At 68.6% G+C, this 17,048-nt stretch carries 12 protein-coding genes; 7 read left to right on the top strand and 5 right to left on the bottom strand.

Annotated features, from left to right (window positions below; all coding sequences use genetic code 11):
* Positions 1 to 14 precede the first annotated feature (14 nt).
* Genes MIC98_RS12265 through MIC98_RS12255 form a run of 3 tightly spaced genes read right to left on the bottom strand, consistent with a single transcriptional unit; the run spans position 15 to position 4,289 of the window.
* Positions 15 to 2,783, bottom strand: a complete 2,769-nt coding sequence (locus MIC98_RS12265; RefSeq protein WP_239737376.1) for a TonB-dependent receptor — start codon at positions 2,781 to 2,783, stop codon at positions 15 to 17.
* Entirely contained in the window at positions 2,783 to 3,751 is a 969-nt protein-coding gene (locus tag MIC98_RS12260; protein ID WP_239737375.1) for a DUF4880 domain-containing protein, read from the bottom strand. The genes MIC98_RS12265 and MIC98_RS12260 overlap by 1 nt, the downstream gene beginning before the upstream one ends.
* A 7-nt stretch (positions 3,752 to 3,758) precedes the next feature.
* Positions 3,759 to 4,289, bottom strand: coding sequence for a sigma-70 family RNA polymerase sigma factor (locus tag MIC98_RS12255; RefSeq protein WP_239737374.1), 531 nt, complete (start codon positions 4,287 to 4,289; stop codon positions 3,759 to 3,761).
* Positions 4,290 to 4,504: 215 nt separating this feature from the next.
* Here MIC98_RS12255 and MIC98_RS12250 point away from each other — a divergent pair, with 215 nt between their 5' ends.
* The 6 genes from MIC98_RS12250 to cyoD all read left to right on the top strand — a co-directional run bounded on the left by MIC98_RS12250 (position 4,505) and on the right by cyoD (position 12,404).
* Complete coding sequence (locus tag MIC98_RS12250) at positions 4,505 to 7,717, top strand: autotransporter serine protease (RefSeq protein ID WP_239737373.1); 3,213 nt, start codon at positions 4,505 to 4,507, stop codon at positions 7,715 to 7,717.
* 73 nt (positions 7,718 to 7,790) lie between these two features.
* Complete coding sequence (locus MIC98_RS12245; RefSeq protein WP_239737372.1) at positions 7,791 to 8,153, top strand: hypothetical protein; 363 nt, start codon at positions 7,791 to 7,793, stop codon at positions 8,151 to 8,153.
* Positions 8,154 to 8,378: 225 nt separating this feature from the next.
* Positions 8,379 to 9,434, top strand: a complete 1,056-nt coding sequence (cyoA, locus tag MIC98_RS12240) for a ubiquinol oxidase subunit II (protein ID WP_239737371.1) — start codon at positions 8,379 to 8,381, stop codon at positions 9,432 to 9,434.
* A gap of 2 nt (positions 9,435 to 9,436) precedes the next feature.
* Positions 9,437 to 11,437 carry a cytochrome o ubiquinol oxidase subunit I gene (gene cyoB / locus MIC98_RS12235; protein WP_239737370.1) on the top strand — a complete coding sequence of 667 codons (2,001 nt, stop codon included), beginning with the start codon at positions 9,437 to 9,439 and terminating at the stop codon, positions 11,435 to 11,437.
* A complete protein-coding gene (gene cyoC, locus MIC98_RS12230; protein ID WP_239737369.1) occupies positions 11,434 to 12,060 on the top strand; it encodes a cytochrome o ubiquinol oxidase subunit III in 627 nt (208 codons plus the stop codon). The genes cyoB and cyoC overlap by 4 nt, the downstream gene beginning before the upstream one ends.
* A complete protein-coding gene (gene cyoD, locus MIC98_RS12225) occupies positions 12,060 to 12,404 on the top strand; it encodes a cytochrome o ubiquinol oxidase subunit IV (RefSeq protein ID WP_239737368.1) in 345 nt (114 codons plus the stop codon). The genes cyoC and cyoD overlap by 1 nt, the downstream gene beginning before the upstream one ends.
* Positions 12,405 to 12,504: 100 nt before the next feature.
* Here cyoD and MIC98_RS12220 read toward each other — a convergent pair whose 3' ends face one another.
* The gene (locus MIC98_RS12220) at positions 12,505 to 14,562 is read right to left on the bottom strand and encodes a bifunctional diguanylate cyclase/phosphodiesterase (protein WP_239737367.1); all 2,058 of its coding nucleotides are present in this window, start codon (positions 14,560 to 14,562) and stop codon (positions 12,505 to 12,507) included.
* A 187-nt stretch (positions 14,563 to 14,749) separates the two neighbouring features.
* On the opposite strand from MIC98_RS12220, the gene radA reads away from it, so the two are divergent.
* Positions 14,750 to 16,141, top strand: a complete 1,392-nt coding sequence (gene radA, locus MIC98_RS12215) for a DNA repair protein RadA (protein ID WP_239737366.1) — start codon at positions 14,750 to 14,752, stop codon at positions 16,139 to 16,141.
* Positions 16,142 to 16,203: 62 nt separating this feature from the next.
* Here radA and ccsA read toward each other — a convergent pair whose 3' ends face one another.
* Entirely contained in the window at positions 16,204 to 16,995 is a 792-nt protein-coding gene (ccsA, locus tag MIC98_RS12210) for a cytochrome c biogenesis protein CcsA (protein ID WP_239737365.1), read from the bottom strand.
* Positions 16,996 to 17,048: the final 53 nt, after the last annotated feature.

The following is a 17,048-nucleotide window of genomic DNA, read 5'->3' as shown; positions in this document are numbered from 1 at the left end:
TCCGCGGTGGGTAGTCACCGGAACTGCAGGGTCAGCAGGAAGTACCGGCCCAGCGGGTCGTCGAGGCCCACGGCCTGGCCGCCATTGCCGGGCAGGTAGTTGACTGGTTGGGTATTCAGCAGATTGTGGATGTCCAGCGCGGCGGTCAGGCGCGGGCCGATGGGGCGTTCCAGATGCAGGTTCCAGCGCAGTTGCGCGGGGTTGCTGCAATGGCCGATGCCGCTTTGCGCGGGCGGGCAGGCGGCTTCGGGCTGCCAGGCGCGGGTGCTGCCGGTGTAGAAGGCCTGCAGGGCGGTATCCCATTGCCGGCCTTGCCATTGCACGGTGGCGGTGACCGCCGTGGCGGGCGTGGCGTGCCCGCGCAGGTTGGTCCATTGCCCGCTGCCGTGGCGCTGGCGGCGCAGCTGCTGTTGTTGGATGGCGTCCAGCGAGAACCGCCACAGGCCGGAGGTCGCGGTGGCGTGGCGGTAGTCGCCATGCAGGGTCCAGTTGCGCGAAACGGTGCGGCCGATGTTGTCGAAATACAGCTGTAGTCCCTGCAAGCGGCCGTTGTCGTCGAGCTGCCAGGTGTCCGGGTTCCAGAGGGCGTCTTCCGGGCGCAGGTCGAGGATTTCGTCGTGCAGGTCGATGCGGTTGTGGGTCAGCGACAGGGTGAAATCGGTGCCCGCCGGCGCCCACAGGAGGCCCAGTGCATGGCTGCGCGAGGTTTCCGCGGACAGTGCGGGGTTTTCCATCACCTGCACTTCGACCATGCAGTTGTCCTGCACCGGATGCGCGCAGGCCGGCAGCGTGGACGAGGTCGGCAGCGCCACCACGCCGAAATAGCCGGGCGGGCGACGGCGCTCGAACAGGCTGGGCGCGCGGTAGCCGCGTCCGCTGGACAGCAGCAGCGACCAGGAGGGCGACAGGTTCCAGCGCAGGCCGGCGCGCGGGGAGAAGGCAGTGTCGCCGGCGTCGCGGTCCAGCCGTGCGGCCAGGTCCATGTGCAGGCCGGTGGCCAGCGGCAGGCCGAGCTCGGCATAGGCGGCGCTGGCCTGGCGCGAGAGGCGGCGGCGCTCGGTGGGCAGGCCCAGTGCCAGTTCGCCGTCTTCGAGCAGCTTGTCCGGACGTGCGGTCCACGTTTCGCGGCGCAGGTCGAGGCCGCTGGCCAATTGCGCCGGGCCGCCGCGCAGCTGGCCCAGCTCCCGGTGTTGCCCCCACCAGCCCAGCCATTGGTCGGTGCGGCCGCGGTTGCGGGTGGTGGGGAACAGGTCGTCGTACAGGGCCGGGTCCAGTGCCGTGAAACCGGGAATGAAGCCGTCCGCCACCGCGTCGAGCAGGCGCGAGCTGCGTATCGCGCCGGAGGTGGTCAGCATGACCTGGCTGCGCTGCCGGCTCAGGCCGGCTTCCCAGCCACGGCCGGCGCGGTTGCGGCCGATGCCGGCGCTGAAGTCGGCTTCGATGCCGTTTGCCGCCGAGCGCGCGTTGCCGGCTTCTTCGAAAACATGGTTGATCAGGTCACCGTTGTCGAAGCGCAGTGCGGCGGCGGTGGGGCCGAGGTCGAAGCGCTGGCGGCTGTGGCTGGCGCGCAGTTCGGCATGGGCGTACAGGCCGTCGCCGATGTCGTGTTTCCAGTGGCCGTACACGGAGGCGGTGGTGCTGGCCGGTTGCAGCGAGCGTGGGCGCGAGCTGTCGTACCAGCAGCCATCGTCGGCGAGCAGCGATGGCGGGCAGCGGAAGGCGGGCAGGTAATAGCCATCGTGGGTGAGCAGACCGACCGGGTAGCGCGATGCTTCGCGGTGCCAGCTGCGGCGGTCGCCGGCCACGTGCCGGCGCTGCTGCAGGTCGATGCCGAGGAACCAGCGGTTGCGGCCGTCGGCGTGGCCGGTGGCCGCCTGCAGGCGGTACTGGCCGCCATCGTCCTGGTTGCTGATGCCGGTCTGCAGCAGGGCTTCGGGACCGTCGGCCTGTTCGCGCAGCACGATGTTGACCACGCCGGCGATGGCGTCGGCGCCGTAGATGGCCGAGGCGCCGCCGCGGACCAGTTCGATGCGTTCGACGAAGCTCAGCGGAATGCCGCCCAGGTCGGTCAGCGCGCCCTGCTGCAGCGACACCATCGGGTAGCGCGGCAGGCGCCTGCCGTTGACCAGGAACAGGGTGGCACGCGGGCCCATGCCGTCCAGGCTGGTGGTGGCCGCCGCGCCGGCCGGCAGGTACAGCGAGTCGCCGTCGCGCGCGGCGTCCACCGGCGGGTGGCCGTTCATGCCGGGCAGGTGGCGCAGCAGGTCGAACAGCGAGCCATAGCCGCTGCGCTGGATGTCCTCGCGCTCGATCACGGTGACCGCGATGGTGCTTTGCAGCGAACTGCGTGGCAGGCGGCTGCCGGTGACGTGGATGGGTGCCAGCTCCACGTCGCCCCGTGTTTCGCTGGTGGCCGTGGTGGCTGCCGCCGGGCTGGTCGGTGGGTGGCGCGACGGGGATGCCGTGGCCGCCTGCCGGCGCACCACGAACACGCCTGCGGGCGTGCGCAGCAGTTTCACCGGCAGCCCCTGCAGCAGCTTTTCCAGCGCGCCGGCGGGGGTGAAGCTGCCGCTGACGCCGGCGCTTTGCAGATCCTTCAGTTCGCGGGCATCGAACAGCAGCGCATCGCCGCTTTGCTGCGACCATTGCCGTAATGCCTGCGCCAGCGGGCCATGTGCGATGTGGTAGTCGGCATCGGCGGCGAGGGCGCAGGCGGGCGACAGCAGGAGCAGGTACAGGCCGGTCCGCCGCAGCCGGCGCAGCAGCTGGCCCGCAGTGGGCATCAGTGCCTGCCGCGCAGTTCGAGTGCGCCGTCGGCCCGTGGCCGGCTGCCGACCGACCAGCCCAACTCCAGTGCGGAAAGAAGGGCCTCCTGGTCGCCGGCACGGAAGCTGCCGCTGACGGCGAGGTTGGCGATGGCCGGGTCGGCGATGACGAGCGGGGTGGGCGTGTAGCGGTTCATCTGCGCCACGGCGGCGGACAGCGGCGTGGCGTCGAACAGCAACTGGCCGTGCAGCCACGCCTCGGCCTGCGGCCGCAGCAGCGTCGTGCTGGGCTCGATGTGCCCGGACCGGCGTACCTGCAACTGCTCGCCCGGTTGCAGTTGCCGGTGCATCCTCTGCGGGCCCTGGCTGGCTACGTCGAGCGCGCCCTCCAGCAGCGCCACGCCGACCTCGCCATCGTCCAGCAACTCGACCTGGAAGGTGGTGCCGATGTCGCGCAGGGTACTGTTGCCGGCCTGCACCCGCATCGGCCGGGAGGCGGCGGCCACCCGCAACTGCATGCGGCCCTGCTGCAGTTCCAGCCGGCGCGTGCGCCAGCCGAAACGGGTGGTCAGGGTGGTGCCGGCGTCCAGCACCACCAGGCTGCCGTCCTCCAGTATCTGCGGCTGCGTGGCCAGGCCGCTGTTGACGTAGGTATGCGGCGCCGGGTTGCCGTCGGTGGCCAGCAGCCAGCCCGCGCCGACGGCCAGGCACAGCGTGGCGACGATGGCGGCGCGGAACAGCGGGTGCCGGTGGCGTGGGCGCCGGGTTATGCGCTGGGCGCCTGCGCGCAGCCAAGGATCGTCGCGCAGCCCGGCGGCGTGCTGGTGCAGGGTTTCGGCCTCGGCCCAGGCGTGGACGTGGGCCGGGTCCTGCGCCAGCCACTCCTCGAAGCGGGCGCGTTCGCCGGCGGTGCAGTCCGCGGCTTCCAGCCGCGCCACCCAGGTCGCGGCCTGGTCGAAGTGGGGATTCGTCGGGGTGTTGCGCATGTTCACTCTATCGGCCGTCCACGTCCATGTTGAAGGCATCGCTGCCCAGTTCCCGGCGCAGCCCCTGCAGGGCGCGCGCGATCTGCTTTTCCACGGTCTTGGCGGTGATGCCGCGGTGGCGCGCGATCTGGCTGTAGCTCATGCCGCTGATGCGGTTGAGCAGGTAGGCCTCGCGGCAACGCTCGGGCAATTTCAGCAGTGCCTGGCGCAGGGTGTTGAGCATCTGCCGGGATTCGGCCTGGCGCAGCGGACCCGGCGTGGGGGACGAGGCGTCGGCGGGGACATCGTGCTCGGCCAGCGGCAGGTGCGGCCCGGCTTGCGCCGAACGCCCGAGGTCGGCGAGGCGGTTGCGGGCGATCCGGTACAGCAGCAGCCGCAGTTCGCCCTCGGCGTGGCCGCGGTAGCGCATCAGCCGCTCCATGCAGTCCTGCGCAATGTCCTCGGCGTCCTCGGGGCTGGTGCCGCGCGCGCGCAGGAACGCGCACAGCGGCGAACGCTGCGCCTGCACGAAGCCGGCAAAGGCGTCTGTGCCGGGCATGCCGGGTGGATCGACGGGGGCCAAAGGGGCGGGCGTGGACAGGGCCGGGGCTCGGTGGAAGGAATGACGCGGATTCTACGCAGAAGGGGCCGGCACCGGGGGTATTCGCCGGCCCGCTTGCGGCAGGTCCTGGCCCTCGATGGGGGTGATCGGTGCGCTGCCACGTTGTGCTTGGGTCCCGCATGGTGCGGGCCTGCTGAACCAAGGAGAGAGAAGTGCGAATCAAGCGATCGGTATTGAGTGTTGCGCTGTCCGGCCTGCTGACCACGATGGCCCTGGGCACGGCCGGGGTTGCCAACGCGCAGGACGCGGCAGCCGGGGACGGCAAGGTTGGCGACCCGGACAGCTGGGTCGATGACGAATTCAAGGCCGACTGGGGCCTGGCGGCGATCAATGCCCAGTACGCCTATGCGCGCGGGCTCAGCGGCAAGGGCGTCCGCCTGGGCATCTTCGACAGCGGCGTGGGTGCCGACCATTCCGAGTTCGCCGGCAAGGACCTGCGCAGCATCCACATGGCCGATCCCGGTTGCGTCAGCGAGGAGATCCTGGGCGGCCCGGATGGCTGCTTCATGACCGATGGCAACACGGTGGCGATCGACTACCTGGATTACACCGACAACGACAAGGCGCTGGTGGAATGGCTGGTGGACATCGGCTTCCTGATCCCGGACGCCGAATCGATCATCGCTTCCTGGGCGGGGCTCAGCTACAACACCCACGGCACCCACGTGGCCGGCACGATGGTGGGCAACCGTGATGGCGAGGGCACCCACGGCGTGGCCTGGGCCGCCGACCTGACCACCGCGCGCCTGTTCGCCAACAGCTACGAGGACATGAGTTCGTACCTGGGCGGAGCCTTCGGCTACGACTTCGGCGATTTCGGCTATCCGGGTACCCGGTTGTCCCAGGGACCGTATTCCGAATCGGTCGCGGACATGTACGAGCAGATGGCCGCCGATGGCGTGCGTGCCATCAACCACAGCTGGGGCCTGGCCAGCGAGCCGACCACGGTGGCCGACATGGACATGCTGTACGGCTACAACGTGGACTATTTCGATACCTACATCCAGCCGTCGCTGCAGCACGGCATGCTGCAGGTGTTCGCCGCTGGCAACAACTACGGCGAAATCGCCGGCATCTATGCCACGTTGCCGCGCTACGTGCCGGAACTGGAGAAGTACTGGCTGAGTGTGGTCAACATCAACCTGAGCGGTGCCATCGACGGCAGTTCCAGCATCTGCGGGCAGACGATGGACTGGTGCGTGGCCGCGCCGGGTACCGACATCACCTCCAGCGTGGTTGAGGGCGACATCGAAGGCGAGGCGATCCGTGACGACGACGGCAACGTCATCGGCTTCAAGGTCGTCTCCGAATCGCCCGAATACGGCTATGGCGACATGACCGGCACTTCGATGGCGACCCCGCACGTCACCGGTGCGCTGGCGCTGCTGATGGAACGCTTCCCGTACCTGGACAACCCGCAGATCCGCGACGTGCTGCTGACCACCACCACCGACTTGGGCGCGCCGGGCGTGGACGAAATCTACGGCTGGGGCCTGATCGACCTGAAGAAGGCCATCGACGGCCCGGGCATGCTGCGCGTGGATACCGACGTGGTGATGAACCAGCGTGCCGGTGGCATCCAGGTGTGGGAAGGCGCGGCATGGGATGACTGGAGCAACGACATCGGCGGCCCCGGCAAGCTGGGCAAGGACGGCATCGGCTGGCTGCGCCTGAGCGGCGACAACAGCTTTGCCGGTGCCAGCGTCAAGCAGGGCATCCTCGAACTGACCGGCGACAACGCCCTCACCGGCGATGTCAGCGTGGATGGCAAGGCCGGCGTGTTCTACCTGACCGATACCGGCAGCCTCGACGGCAGCAACCTGTGGGTGAACCAGGGTGTGGCGATGATCAACGGCACCCTCACCGGCGGCAGGACCGTCGTCGGTGCCGCAGGCACGCTGGGCGGCAACGGCACGCTGGGCGACCTGGAAGTGCGCGGCACGCTGTCGCCGGGCAACTCCATCGGCACCCTGACCATCAACGGCAATTACCTGCAGAAGGCTGGCTCGACCTATCAGGTCGAGCTGCTGCCGCCGTCCGCTTCCGACACCGTCGTCGTGACCGGCAGCGCCAATATCGAAGGCGGCACGCTGAAGCTGGTGCAGGTGGGCAGCAACCTGCTGCTCGGCCAGCAATACACGCTGCTGACTGCGGCCGGTGGCCTGAACGGTGCGTTCACCACGTTGGATACCTCGGGCCTGTCGCCGTTCATCAAGCCCAACGCGATCTTCTCGGCCAACGCCTTGCAACTGGCGATCACGCGCGGGCAGGCGCTGGCCAGCGTTGCGGGCAGCGCCAACCAGCGGGCGGTCGCCACCGCTGCCGATGGCTTGGCCGACGACAACAGCCTGCTTCAACGCTTGGTAGTGCTGCCGGCCGAGCAGGCGCCGGCCGCGTTCGACCAGTTGGGCGGTGAACTGCATGCCAGCGCCAGGTCGTTGCTGGCGCAGGATTCGCGCCAGCTGCGCAACAGCGCACTGGCCCGTGCCCGCCACGGGCAGGACGCCTTCACCGCGCAGGGGGATGCCGAATCCGGCGTGGGCGCGTGGGCGGAGGTGCAGCATGGCAGCAGCCGGCTGGATGCCGATGGCAATGCCGCGCAGGCCAAGGCAAGCGGCAGCACCACGCTGGTCGGTGCCGACCTGCAGCTGGATGGCGGCTGGCGCTTCGGCGTGCTGGGCGGCACCGGCCGTTCCGACATCGCCATCGCCGACCGCGGTTCCAAGGCCGACGTGGATGGCAAGCATGCCGGCGCCTACGTGGGCCAGCACTGGGGCGGCTTCGGCGTGCGCGCCGGCTACGCCCAGTCGTGGCAGACCCTGAAGACCCATCGCAAGGTGGACTTCACCGGCCTGCAGGACAGCACCTATGCCAAGTACGACGGCACCACGGAACAGGCCTTCGTCGAGGCCGGCTACCGCTTCGGTTTCGGCCGTGGCGGGGTGGAGCCGTTCGCGCAGTACGCCCAGGTCCGGGTGAAGACCGACGCCGCGCGCGAGAGTGGCGGGTTGTCGGCGCTGGCGCTGGCCGGCGACACCTTCAAGACCGACCTGGCCGTGGCCGGCGTGCGTTTCAACGCCGACCTGGCGGCCAGCGGGCAGGCGCAGAGCTGGCTGAGCCTGCGCGGCAGCCTGGCCTGGCAGCGTGCCAATGGCGATCGCGTCCCGGTGAGCAGCGCGTCGTGGAACGGCGGCGGCAGCTTCGCCGTGACCGGCGTCCCGCTGGTCCGCAACGCGACGCTGGCCGAGCTGGGCGTCGCCGCACGGCTGTCCGCCAACACGCTGCTGGAGCTGGGCTACACCGGCATGCTGGCCGACGAAGGGCACGACACCGGCCTGAACGCGCGGTTCTCCGTGCAGTTCTGATCCGCCCGCTTCGGGCACACTGGAGGGGCGGTGGCGACACCGCCCCTCTCGCATCCCGGAAGAGAGCCCCGCCATGCCCGCCGACCACACCAAGCCCCTGAACCTGCTGCTGGCGGCCACGCTGGCCGGCTGCAGCAGCCATGCCGAACCCGTCGCCCAGGCTTCGATGAAAACGCCCCCCATGCTGGAACCGGCCCGCCCCACCGAACGCGCCACCGCCACCGTCAGCCTGCCGCGGCAGGTGGCCCCCGGCACCGCATTGAGCGGGCGCGTGCCCCCCGGCTCGCGGGTCACGGCCAACGACGAGGTCGTGCCGGTGGACGCCGATGGATGCATCGCGTGGCCGGTGCCGGCGGACGTGGCGGAGCTGCGCCTGCGCGTGCAGCGGCCCGATGGCCGGGTCATCGTCCAGCGCGTGCAGGTCGGGCCACGCTGAACCGCGGCTTGGGTGCGACATCATGTCGCAGGCGAAAACGGGCTTTCCTTGCGCGGAATCATTGTCAACGTCTTTCTAAAGTGCATCGGCACGGCCTAAAATTGCCGCGCTGAATCTGGCAGTCCCAAGTACGTGTTCTTCCGGTGGGCAATCCCCGGGCGGTCGTTCCGCGCAAGTCGCGCAAAGGGTGTCGGACAAGGCGCTCCCCCGCAATTGGATCGACCGATGATTCCGTTGAAATCGCCTGGACGCTGGCTGCGTCCAGCACTGCTGTCCGTGTTCGCCGCATTGCTGACTGGTTGCGATGCGGCCATCCTCAACCCCAAGGGCCAGATCGGCCACGACGAAAAGACCCTGCTGATCACCGCCACGGTGCTGATGCTGCTGGTCGTCATCCCGGTCATCGTCATGACCTTGGTGTTCGCGTGGAAATACCGCGCGTCCAACACCAAGGCCCGCTACGAGCCGGACTGGGCGCATTCCACCGCCATCGAGGTGGTGATGTGGTCCATCCCGTGCATGATCATCCTGGTGCTGGCGGTGCTGACCTGGCGCTCCTCGCACGCGCTGGACCCGTATCGGCCGCTGGATTCGGACAAAAAGCCGGTGGTGATCGAGGCCGTCTCGCTGGACTGGAAGTGGCTGTTCATCTACCCGGAAGAAAAGGTCGCGGTGGTCAACGAGCTGACCTTCCCGGTCGATACGCCGCTGAATTTCCGCATCACCTCGGACACGGTGATGAACGCGTTCTTCATCCCGCGCCTGGGCAGCATGATCTACTCGATGGCCGGCATGCAGACCAAGCTGCACCTGATCGCCGACGAGACCGGCCGGTTCGAGGGCATGTCCTCCAACTACAGCGGCCACGGCTTCAACAAGATGCACTTCACCGCGCATTCGGTGACCGAGCCGGAATACCGGCAGTGGCTGGACACGCTGCGCGGCGACGGCAAGGCGCTGGACCTGGCCGCGTTCGACGCACTGGGCGCGGAGAAGAACCACGACTGGTACCCGGTCACCTACTACGGCAGCGTCGAGGACGGCCTGTTCGGCACGGTGATCCGCCGCCACGTCGGCGACAACCGCCATCTGGGCATGAAGCACGATGGCCACGGCGCCGCACATGAAGGCCACGACGGCCACGCCGCCGAAGCAACGGCATCGACTGCCGAAGACGCGGCCGGCGAACACGCTGCCGAAGCGCACGCCGAACACGCCGCTGACGAACATGTCGCTGAAGAGCACGCTGCCCATGCCGGGCATGGCATGGCGGGAGAATGACAATGCTGGGCAAACTGACTCTTGAAGCCGTCCCGTACCACGAGCCGATCGTCATGGTCACGCTCGCGGCGGCGGGCCTGATCGGCCTGATCATCATGGCGCTGGTCACCCGCGCCAAGCTGTGGGGCTATCTGTGGAACGAGTGGTTCACCTCGGTGGACCACAAGAAGATCGGCGCGATGTACCTGATCGTCGCCTTCATCATGCTGCTGCGCGGCTTCGCCGACGCGGTGATGATGCGTATGCAGCAGGCGGTGGCCGCCGGCGGCGCGGAAGGCTACCTGCCGCCGCACCATTACGACCAGATCTTCACCGCCCACGGCGTGATCATGATCTTCTTCGTGGCGATGCCGCTGATCACCGGCCTGATGAACCTCGTCGTGCCGTTGCAGATCGGCGCGCGCGACGTGGCGTTCCCGTTCCTGAACTCGCTCAGCTTCTGGCTGTTCCTGTCCGGCGCGGCGCTGGTGATGATCTCGCTGGGCGTGGGTGAATTCGCGCAGACCGGCTGGCTGGCGTTCCCGCCGTTGTCGGGCAAGGAGTACAGCCCCGGCGTCGGTGTCGATTACTACATCTGGGGCTTGCAGGTGTCGGGCCTGGGCACCACGCTGAGCGGCATCAACTTCCTGGTCACCATCTTCCGGATGCGCACGCCGGGCATGAAGCTGATGACCATGCCGGTGTTCAGCTGGACCGCGCTGGTCGCCAACGTGCTGATCGTGGCCACCTTCCCGGTGCTGACCCTGACCCTGGTGCTGCTGACGCTGGACCGCTACCTCGGCATGCACTTCTTCACCAACGATGCCGGCGGCAACGCCATGCTGTATGTCAACCTGATCTGGATCTGGGGCCACCCCGAGGTCTACATCCTGGTGCTGCCGGCGTTCGGCGTGTTCTCCGAGGTCATTGCCACCTACTCGCGCAAGGCGCTGTTCGGCTACAAGGGCATGGTCTACGCGACCGCCTGCATCGGCCTGCTGTCGATGCTGGTGTGGCTGCACCACTTCTTCACGATGGGCTCGGGCGCCAACGTCAATGCCTTCTTCGGCATCACGACGATGATCATCTCGATCCCCACCGGCGTGAAGATATTCAACTGGCTGTTCACCATGTATCGCGGGCGCGTGCACTTCGATACCCCGGTGCTGTGGACGATCGGCTTCATGGTCACCTTCGTCATCGGCGGCATGACCGGCGTGATGCTGGCGATCCCGGCCATCGACTTCGTGGTGCACAACTCGCTGTTCCTGATCGCGCACTTCCACAACGTCATCATCGGCGGCGTGGTGTTCGGCATGTTCGCCGGCATCACCTACTGGTTCCCGAAGATGTTCGGCTTCAAGCTGGACGAGACGTGGGGCAAGCGCGCGTTCTGGTGCTGGTTCATCGGCTTCTACCTGGCCTTCATGCCGCTGTACGCGCTCGGCTTCATGGGCGTCACCCGCCGCCTGCAGAGCTACCCGAACGCCGACTACCAGCCGTACTTCGTCGCCGCGATGATCGGTGCGTTCATCATCGGCGCCGGCGTGCTGTGCCAGATCATCCAGATCATCGTCTCGATCCGCGACCGCAAGAAGAACGCGGACCTGACCGGCGACCCGTGGGACGCGCGCACGCTGGAGTGGGAAACCGCCTCGCCGGTGCAGTTCTACAACTTCGCGACCCTGCCCAAGGGCGAGGAGCTGGACGACTTCTGGCGCCGCAAGCAGCGCGGCGAGGCGTGGCCGAAGCCGGCGCAGTACAGCGACATCCACATGCCGAAGAACACCGCCGCCGGCGTGTTCATGGGCGCCTTCAGCCTGGTGCTGGGCTTCGCGATGATCTGGCACATCTGGTGGCTGGCCGTCGTCGGCCTGGTCGGCATGATCGGCACCTTCATCGCCCGCAGCTTCGTCAAGGACGTGGACTACTGGGTGCCGGCCGCCGAGGTCGAGCGCATCGAGAACGAACACCGCCAGCACCTGATCGCGCAGGGCCTGGTGAAGGCAGAGGTGAAGGCATGAGCAGCATCGCCCACATGAACCACGATGCCGCCGCGCACGCGGCGGACCACCACCACGAGCACCACGACAGCGGTGGCAACACCGTGCTGGGCTTCTGGATCTACCTGATGAGCGACCTGCTCATCTTCGCCTCGCTGTTCGTCACCTACGTGGTGCTGGCCGGCGGCACCAACGGTGGGCCGGACGCGAAGGAACTGTTCGACCTGAAGTTCGTCGCCGGCGAAACCGCGCTGCTGCTGGTGTCCTCGCTGACCTTCGGCCTGGGCATGATCGCCATGCACCGGAAGAAGCTCGGCCTGATGTTCGGCTGGCTGGCGGTCACCTGGCTGCTGGGCGCGGGCTTCATGGTCATGGAGATCTGGGAGTTCAATCACCTGGTCCAGCACGGCCACGGCCCGGACCACAGCGCCTTCCTGTCGGCGTTTTTCGCGCTGGTCGGCACCCACGGCCTGCACGTCAGCGGCGGCCTGCTGTGGCTGCTGGTGATGTTCATCCAGCTCAAGCGCGATGGCCTGACCTCGACCAACACCACCCGCATGGCGTGCCTGAGCCTGTTCTGGCACTTCCTCGATCTGGTCTGGATCGGCGTGTTCTCTGTCGTCTACCTGTCGGGAGCCCTGTGATGTCCGCACATGACAACCATGCCCACGGCGCGGGCGGCGAGAGCCACGGCAGCGTCAAGTCCTACCTGACCGGCTTCGTGCTGGCCGCCATCCTGACCGTCATCCCGTTCTGGGTGGTGATGGCCGGCGGCCTGTCCAGCGGCCTGGCGACCGGTCTGGTGATCCTCGTCTGCGGCGTCCTGCAGCTGCTGGTGCACCTGGTGTTCTTCCTGCACCTGGACCGCTCCTCGGCGCAGCGCTGGAACGTCAACGTCGGCCTGTTCACCCTCATCATGATCGGCATCATCGTCGCCGGCACGCTGTGGGTGATGTGGAACATGAACTACTTCATGATGGTCCACTGACGCCGCGCGCCATCGGCGATGCCAGCGAAAGCCGCCTCCGGGCGGCTTTCGTCTTCATGGCCGGTACTACCGGTTCCCGGTGCCGACGCCTGCGGTGGTTTCAACCGGCACGGCGCAGGAATTCGTCCGCATCCATCGGCTTGCCGAGGTGGTAGCCCTGCAGCACGTCGCAACCCAGCTGGTCGAGGTAGTCGCGCTGGGCCGCCGTCTCCACGCCTTCGGCCACCACCTGCAGTTGCAGCGAACGGCCTAGGGCGACGATAGAGGAGACGATGGCCGCGTCCTCGGTGTTGTGTTCCAGGTCGTGGACGAAGGCGCGGTCGATCTTCAGCTCGGTGGCCGGCATGCGCTTGAGGTGGAGCAGGCTGGAATAGCCGGTGCCGAAGTCGTCGATGGCGATCTTCACCCCCATCGCGGTCAATGCGTTGAGCAGTTGCAGGCTGGCCTCGACGTCCTTCATCGCGGTGGTTTCGGTCACCTCCAGGGTCAGGGACGACGGTTCCAGTGCATGGCGCCGCAGCGTGTCGCGCACGTTCTCCACCAGCGCGGGCGAGGCGAACTGCAGCGGCGACAGGTTCACCGCCATCGTCCAGTCCGGGTGGCCGGCGTCGTGCCACGCGCGCAGCTGCGCGCATGCATGGTCCAGCACCCAGTCGCCGATGGGCAGGATCAGGCCGCTGCGCTCGGCGATGGGGATGAAGGTGTCCGGGCCGAGCAGCCCCAGTTCCGGGTGGCGCCAGCGCAGCAGCGCCTCGGCACCGCTGGGGGCCTGCCCGCTGGCCGGGAACTTGGGCTGGTAGTGGAGCACCAGTTCGTCGCGCGCCAGCGCCTTGCGCAGGTCCTGCAGCAGCCGCAGGCGGTGGCTGGTGCCGGCCTGCATGGACTGGGTGAAGAAGGTGTAGCCGTTCCGCCCGCCCTGCTTGACGTGGTACATCGCCGCGTCGGCGTGGGCCATCAGCTCGCGCTGGTCGGTGGCATCGTCCGGGTACAGGGCGATGCCGAGGCTGGCGCTCAGCTGCAGTTCGGCGCTGTCGATCACGAACGGCTCGGCCATTGCCGCGATGATGCGCTCGGCCACCAGCACCGCGTCGTCGGGCGCTTCCACGTTCAGCACCACCACGAACTCGTCGCCGCCGAGCCGGGCCAGCGTGTCGCGCGGCCGCAGCAGCGCGCGCATGCGCTCGCCGACCCGGACCAGCAGGCGGTCGCCGAGCGGGTGGCCATAGGCATCGTTGACCAGCTTGAAGCCGTCCAGGTCGCAGAACATCACCGCCACCAGCGTGCCGTGGCGCTGCGCCTTCTCCAGCGCCTGTTCGATGCGGTCCTGCAGCAGCATGCGGTTGGGCAGGCGGGTCAGCGGGTCGTGCAGCGCGGCCTGTACCAGCTCGTGGTTGGCGCGCGCCAGCGAACTGGCCAGGCGCCCGGTGCGGCTGTGCATGCGTTGCTCGAACAGCGAGGCGATCAGGGCGATACCGATGATGCCCAGGGTGGTGATGATCACCAGCACCGCCAGCCAGCGGCCTTCCAGCCCGCCGTCGATGGCCGCGGCGCAGACCGCGCCGTCGGGGAAGCGCGCGGCGGCCATGCCGGTGTAGTGCATGCCGACGATGGCCAGGCCCATCACCAGCGAGGCGATCATCCGCAGCGGGAGGGTATGCCGGCCTTCGCCGCGCAGGCGCAGGGCGATCCACAGCGCCGCGCCGGACGCGCCGATGGCGACCGCGATCGACAGCGCGAGCCACAGCGGGTCGTAGTCGATGCCCGGCTGCATGCGCATCGCGGCCATGCCGAGGTAATGCATGGCCGCAATGCCGAGGCCCATCAGCACCGCGCCGGCCAGCAGCCGCGGCAGCGGCAGCTGCGGGCGCGACACCAGCCATAGCGCATAGGCCGAGGCGCCCACGGATACCGCCAGCGAGTACAGGGTCAACGCCAGGTCGTAGCCGACCGGGACCGGCAGCCGGAACGCCAGCATGGCGATGAAGTGCATCGACCAGATGCCCAGCCCCATCGCCAACGCGCCGCCGGCCATCCAGCCATGCACGCCGCGGCCGCGGGCGGTGGCGAGCCGGCCGGCCATGTCCAGGGCGGTATAGGACGCCAGGATGGCGACCAGCAGGGAAGCGGCCACCAGGGCCGGGCTGTAAGTACCAATCATGGGAAGCGGAGCGGGAGGCCGCGCGATGCTGAAGAAGTGCACCGGTATCGGAGCGGCGGCCGCGGTTCTTGAACGGTGGCCGTGCCGGCGGTGGGGATTCCTTCAGGATGTGCCGGGGCCTGCCGTGGTCTCGGCTGCTGCGAATGCGGCAGGCTAGAGTAATGGGCCCCTTCCCCCGGAACCGATCATGGCCAAGACCCCCGCCAAGGCGCGCACCGCCTATGTCTGCAGTGAGTGCGGCGCCGAATACGGCAAGTGGCAGGGGCAGTGCACCGAGTGCGGGGTCTGGAACGTGCTCAGCCAGGTGGTGCTGGAAAGCGCCGCCGCCGCGCCGGCGCCGGCCGCGCGCCGCAGCGGCTGGGCCGGCAAGGCCGAGGCACCACGGATCACTGCGCTCAAGGACGTGCGGCAGAGCGAGCACGCGCGCGTGTCCACCGGCATCGGCGAGTTCGACCGCGTGCTGGGCGGTGGGCTGGTCGAAGGCGCGGTGGTGCTGGTCGGCGGCGATCCGGGCATCGGCAAGTCCACGCTGCTGTTGCAGGCGCTGGCGAAGATGGCCGGCACGCTGCCGGTGCTGTACGTCACCGGCGAGGAATCGCTGGCGCAGGTGGCCGGCCGCGCGGTGCGGCTGGACCTGCCGCTGGACGGGGTCAACGCGCTGGCCGAGACCGGCATCGAATTGATCCTGCAGCACGCCAGCGCGGCGCGGCCGAAGCTGATCGTCGCCGACTCGGTGCAGACGCTGTGGACTGAAACCCTGACCGCTGCGCCAGGCTCGGTCAGCCAGGTGCGCGAGAGCGCGGCGCGGCTGGTGCGCTACGCCAAGGAAACCGGCACCGCGGTGTTCCTGGTCGGCCACGTCACCAAGGAAGGCGGCATCGCCGGCCCGCGCGTGCTCGAGCACATGGTCGATGCGGTGCTGTATTTCGAAGGCGAGAGCGGCAGCCGCTTCCGGGTGTTGCGCGCGTTCAAGAACCGCTTCGGCGCGGTCAACGAGCTGGGCGTGTTCGCGATGGGCGAGAAGGGCCTGAAGGAAGTCCCCAACCCGTCGGCGATCTTCCTGTCCGGCGGCAGCACCCGCCAGCCTGGCAGCTGCGTGATGGTCACCCGCGAGGGCACCCGGCCGCTGCTGGTGGAAGTGCAGGCGCTGGTGGATTCATCGCCGCTGTCCAACCCGCGCCGGGTGGCGGTGGGGCTGGAGCAGAACCGGCTGGCGATGCTGCTGGCGGTGCTGCACCGCCACGGCGGGGTGATGGTCGGCGACCAGGACGTGTTCATCAACGTGGTCGGCGGCATCCGTGTGCAGGAGACCGCGGTCGACCTGCCGGTGCTGCTGGCGGTGCTGTCGAGCCTGCGCGACCAGCCGCTGGCCGAAAAGACGATTGCGTTTGGCGAAGTGGGCCTGTCCGGCGAGATCCGCCCGGTGCCCAATGGCGAGGAGCGCTTGCGCGAGGCGGCCACGCATGGCTTCAAGCGTGCCATCGTGCCCAAGGCCAACGCGCCCAAGGGCGGCACGGTGAAGGGCATGGAGGTGATCGCGGTGGAACGCTTGTCGCAGGCGCTGGAAGCGGCCGAGTAGATGCGGGGCTTGCCCCGCATGGCGCTGTCCCGTTGAAGCCCCATGCCGGGCAGGCCCGGCGCCTACCCCCGGCCGAACACCAGCTCGATCACGAACTGGCTGCCGAAGAAGGCCAGCAACAGCAGCACCATCGCGCTCAGCGTCCAGTGCACCGCCTTGACCCCGCGCCAGCCATAGCGGCGGCGCCCGATCAGCAACGTGCCGAACACGAGCCACGACAGCACGCTGAGCACGGTCTTGTGCACCAGCTTCTGCGCCAGCAGGTCGTCGACGAACAGCACGCCGGTGACCAGGGTCAGGGTCAGCAGGCTGAAGCCGACGGCGATGGTGCGGAACAGCAGCAGTTCCAGGTCGGCCAGCGGCGGCAGCGCACGCAGCCACGGGCGGAAGTCGCGCCGGCGCAACGCGCGTTCCTGTAGCCACAGCATGATCGCCAGCAGCGCGGCGATGCTCAGCGTGGCGTAGGCCAGCAGCGCCAGCCAGGCATGGCTGGCCAGTTGCCAGTCCAGTTCCTTGCTCGGTGCGTGGCCGTGGCCGTGGTAGGCCAGCAGCAACAGCGCCGCCAGCGGGAACACCACCACGCCCAATGCGGCCATGCGCCCGCGCGCGCCCACCAGCGCGGTCAGCACCGCCATGCCCAGCGCCACCAGCGACAGCGCGGCGAAGAAGTGCATGTCCGGCCCGCCGCTGGTGTGCAGGGCGACCGTCAGGTGGTAGCCGCCATGCAGCACGATCGCCGCACCGGCCGGCCACAGCCAGGCGCGTGACGGCCGCTGGCGGGCATCGCCCATGCCGCGGACCAGCAGCAGCGACGCGGTCAGGTACAACAGCAGGGAGATGAGAACGATTGCCATCTGCGAAGTTTCGCACATGCCGGCGGCAAAGGCCGCATGTGCGGGTGGCGGGA

The sequence above is a fragment of the Stenotrophomonas sp. NLF4-10 genome (genome assembly GCF_022359915.1).
GTDB lineage: Bacteria > Pseudomonadota > Gammaproteobacteria > Xanthomonadales > Xanthomonadaceae > Stenotrophomonas > Stenotrophomonas daejeonensis.
Note: the sequence above shows the minus strand (reverse complement) of the source record. Positions and strands in the feature narration are given on the sequence as shown.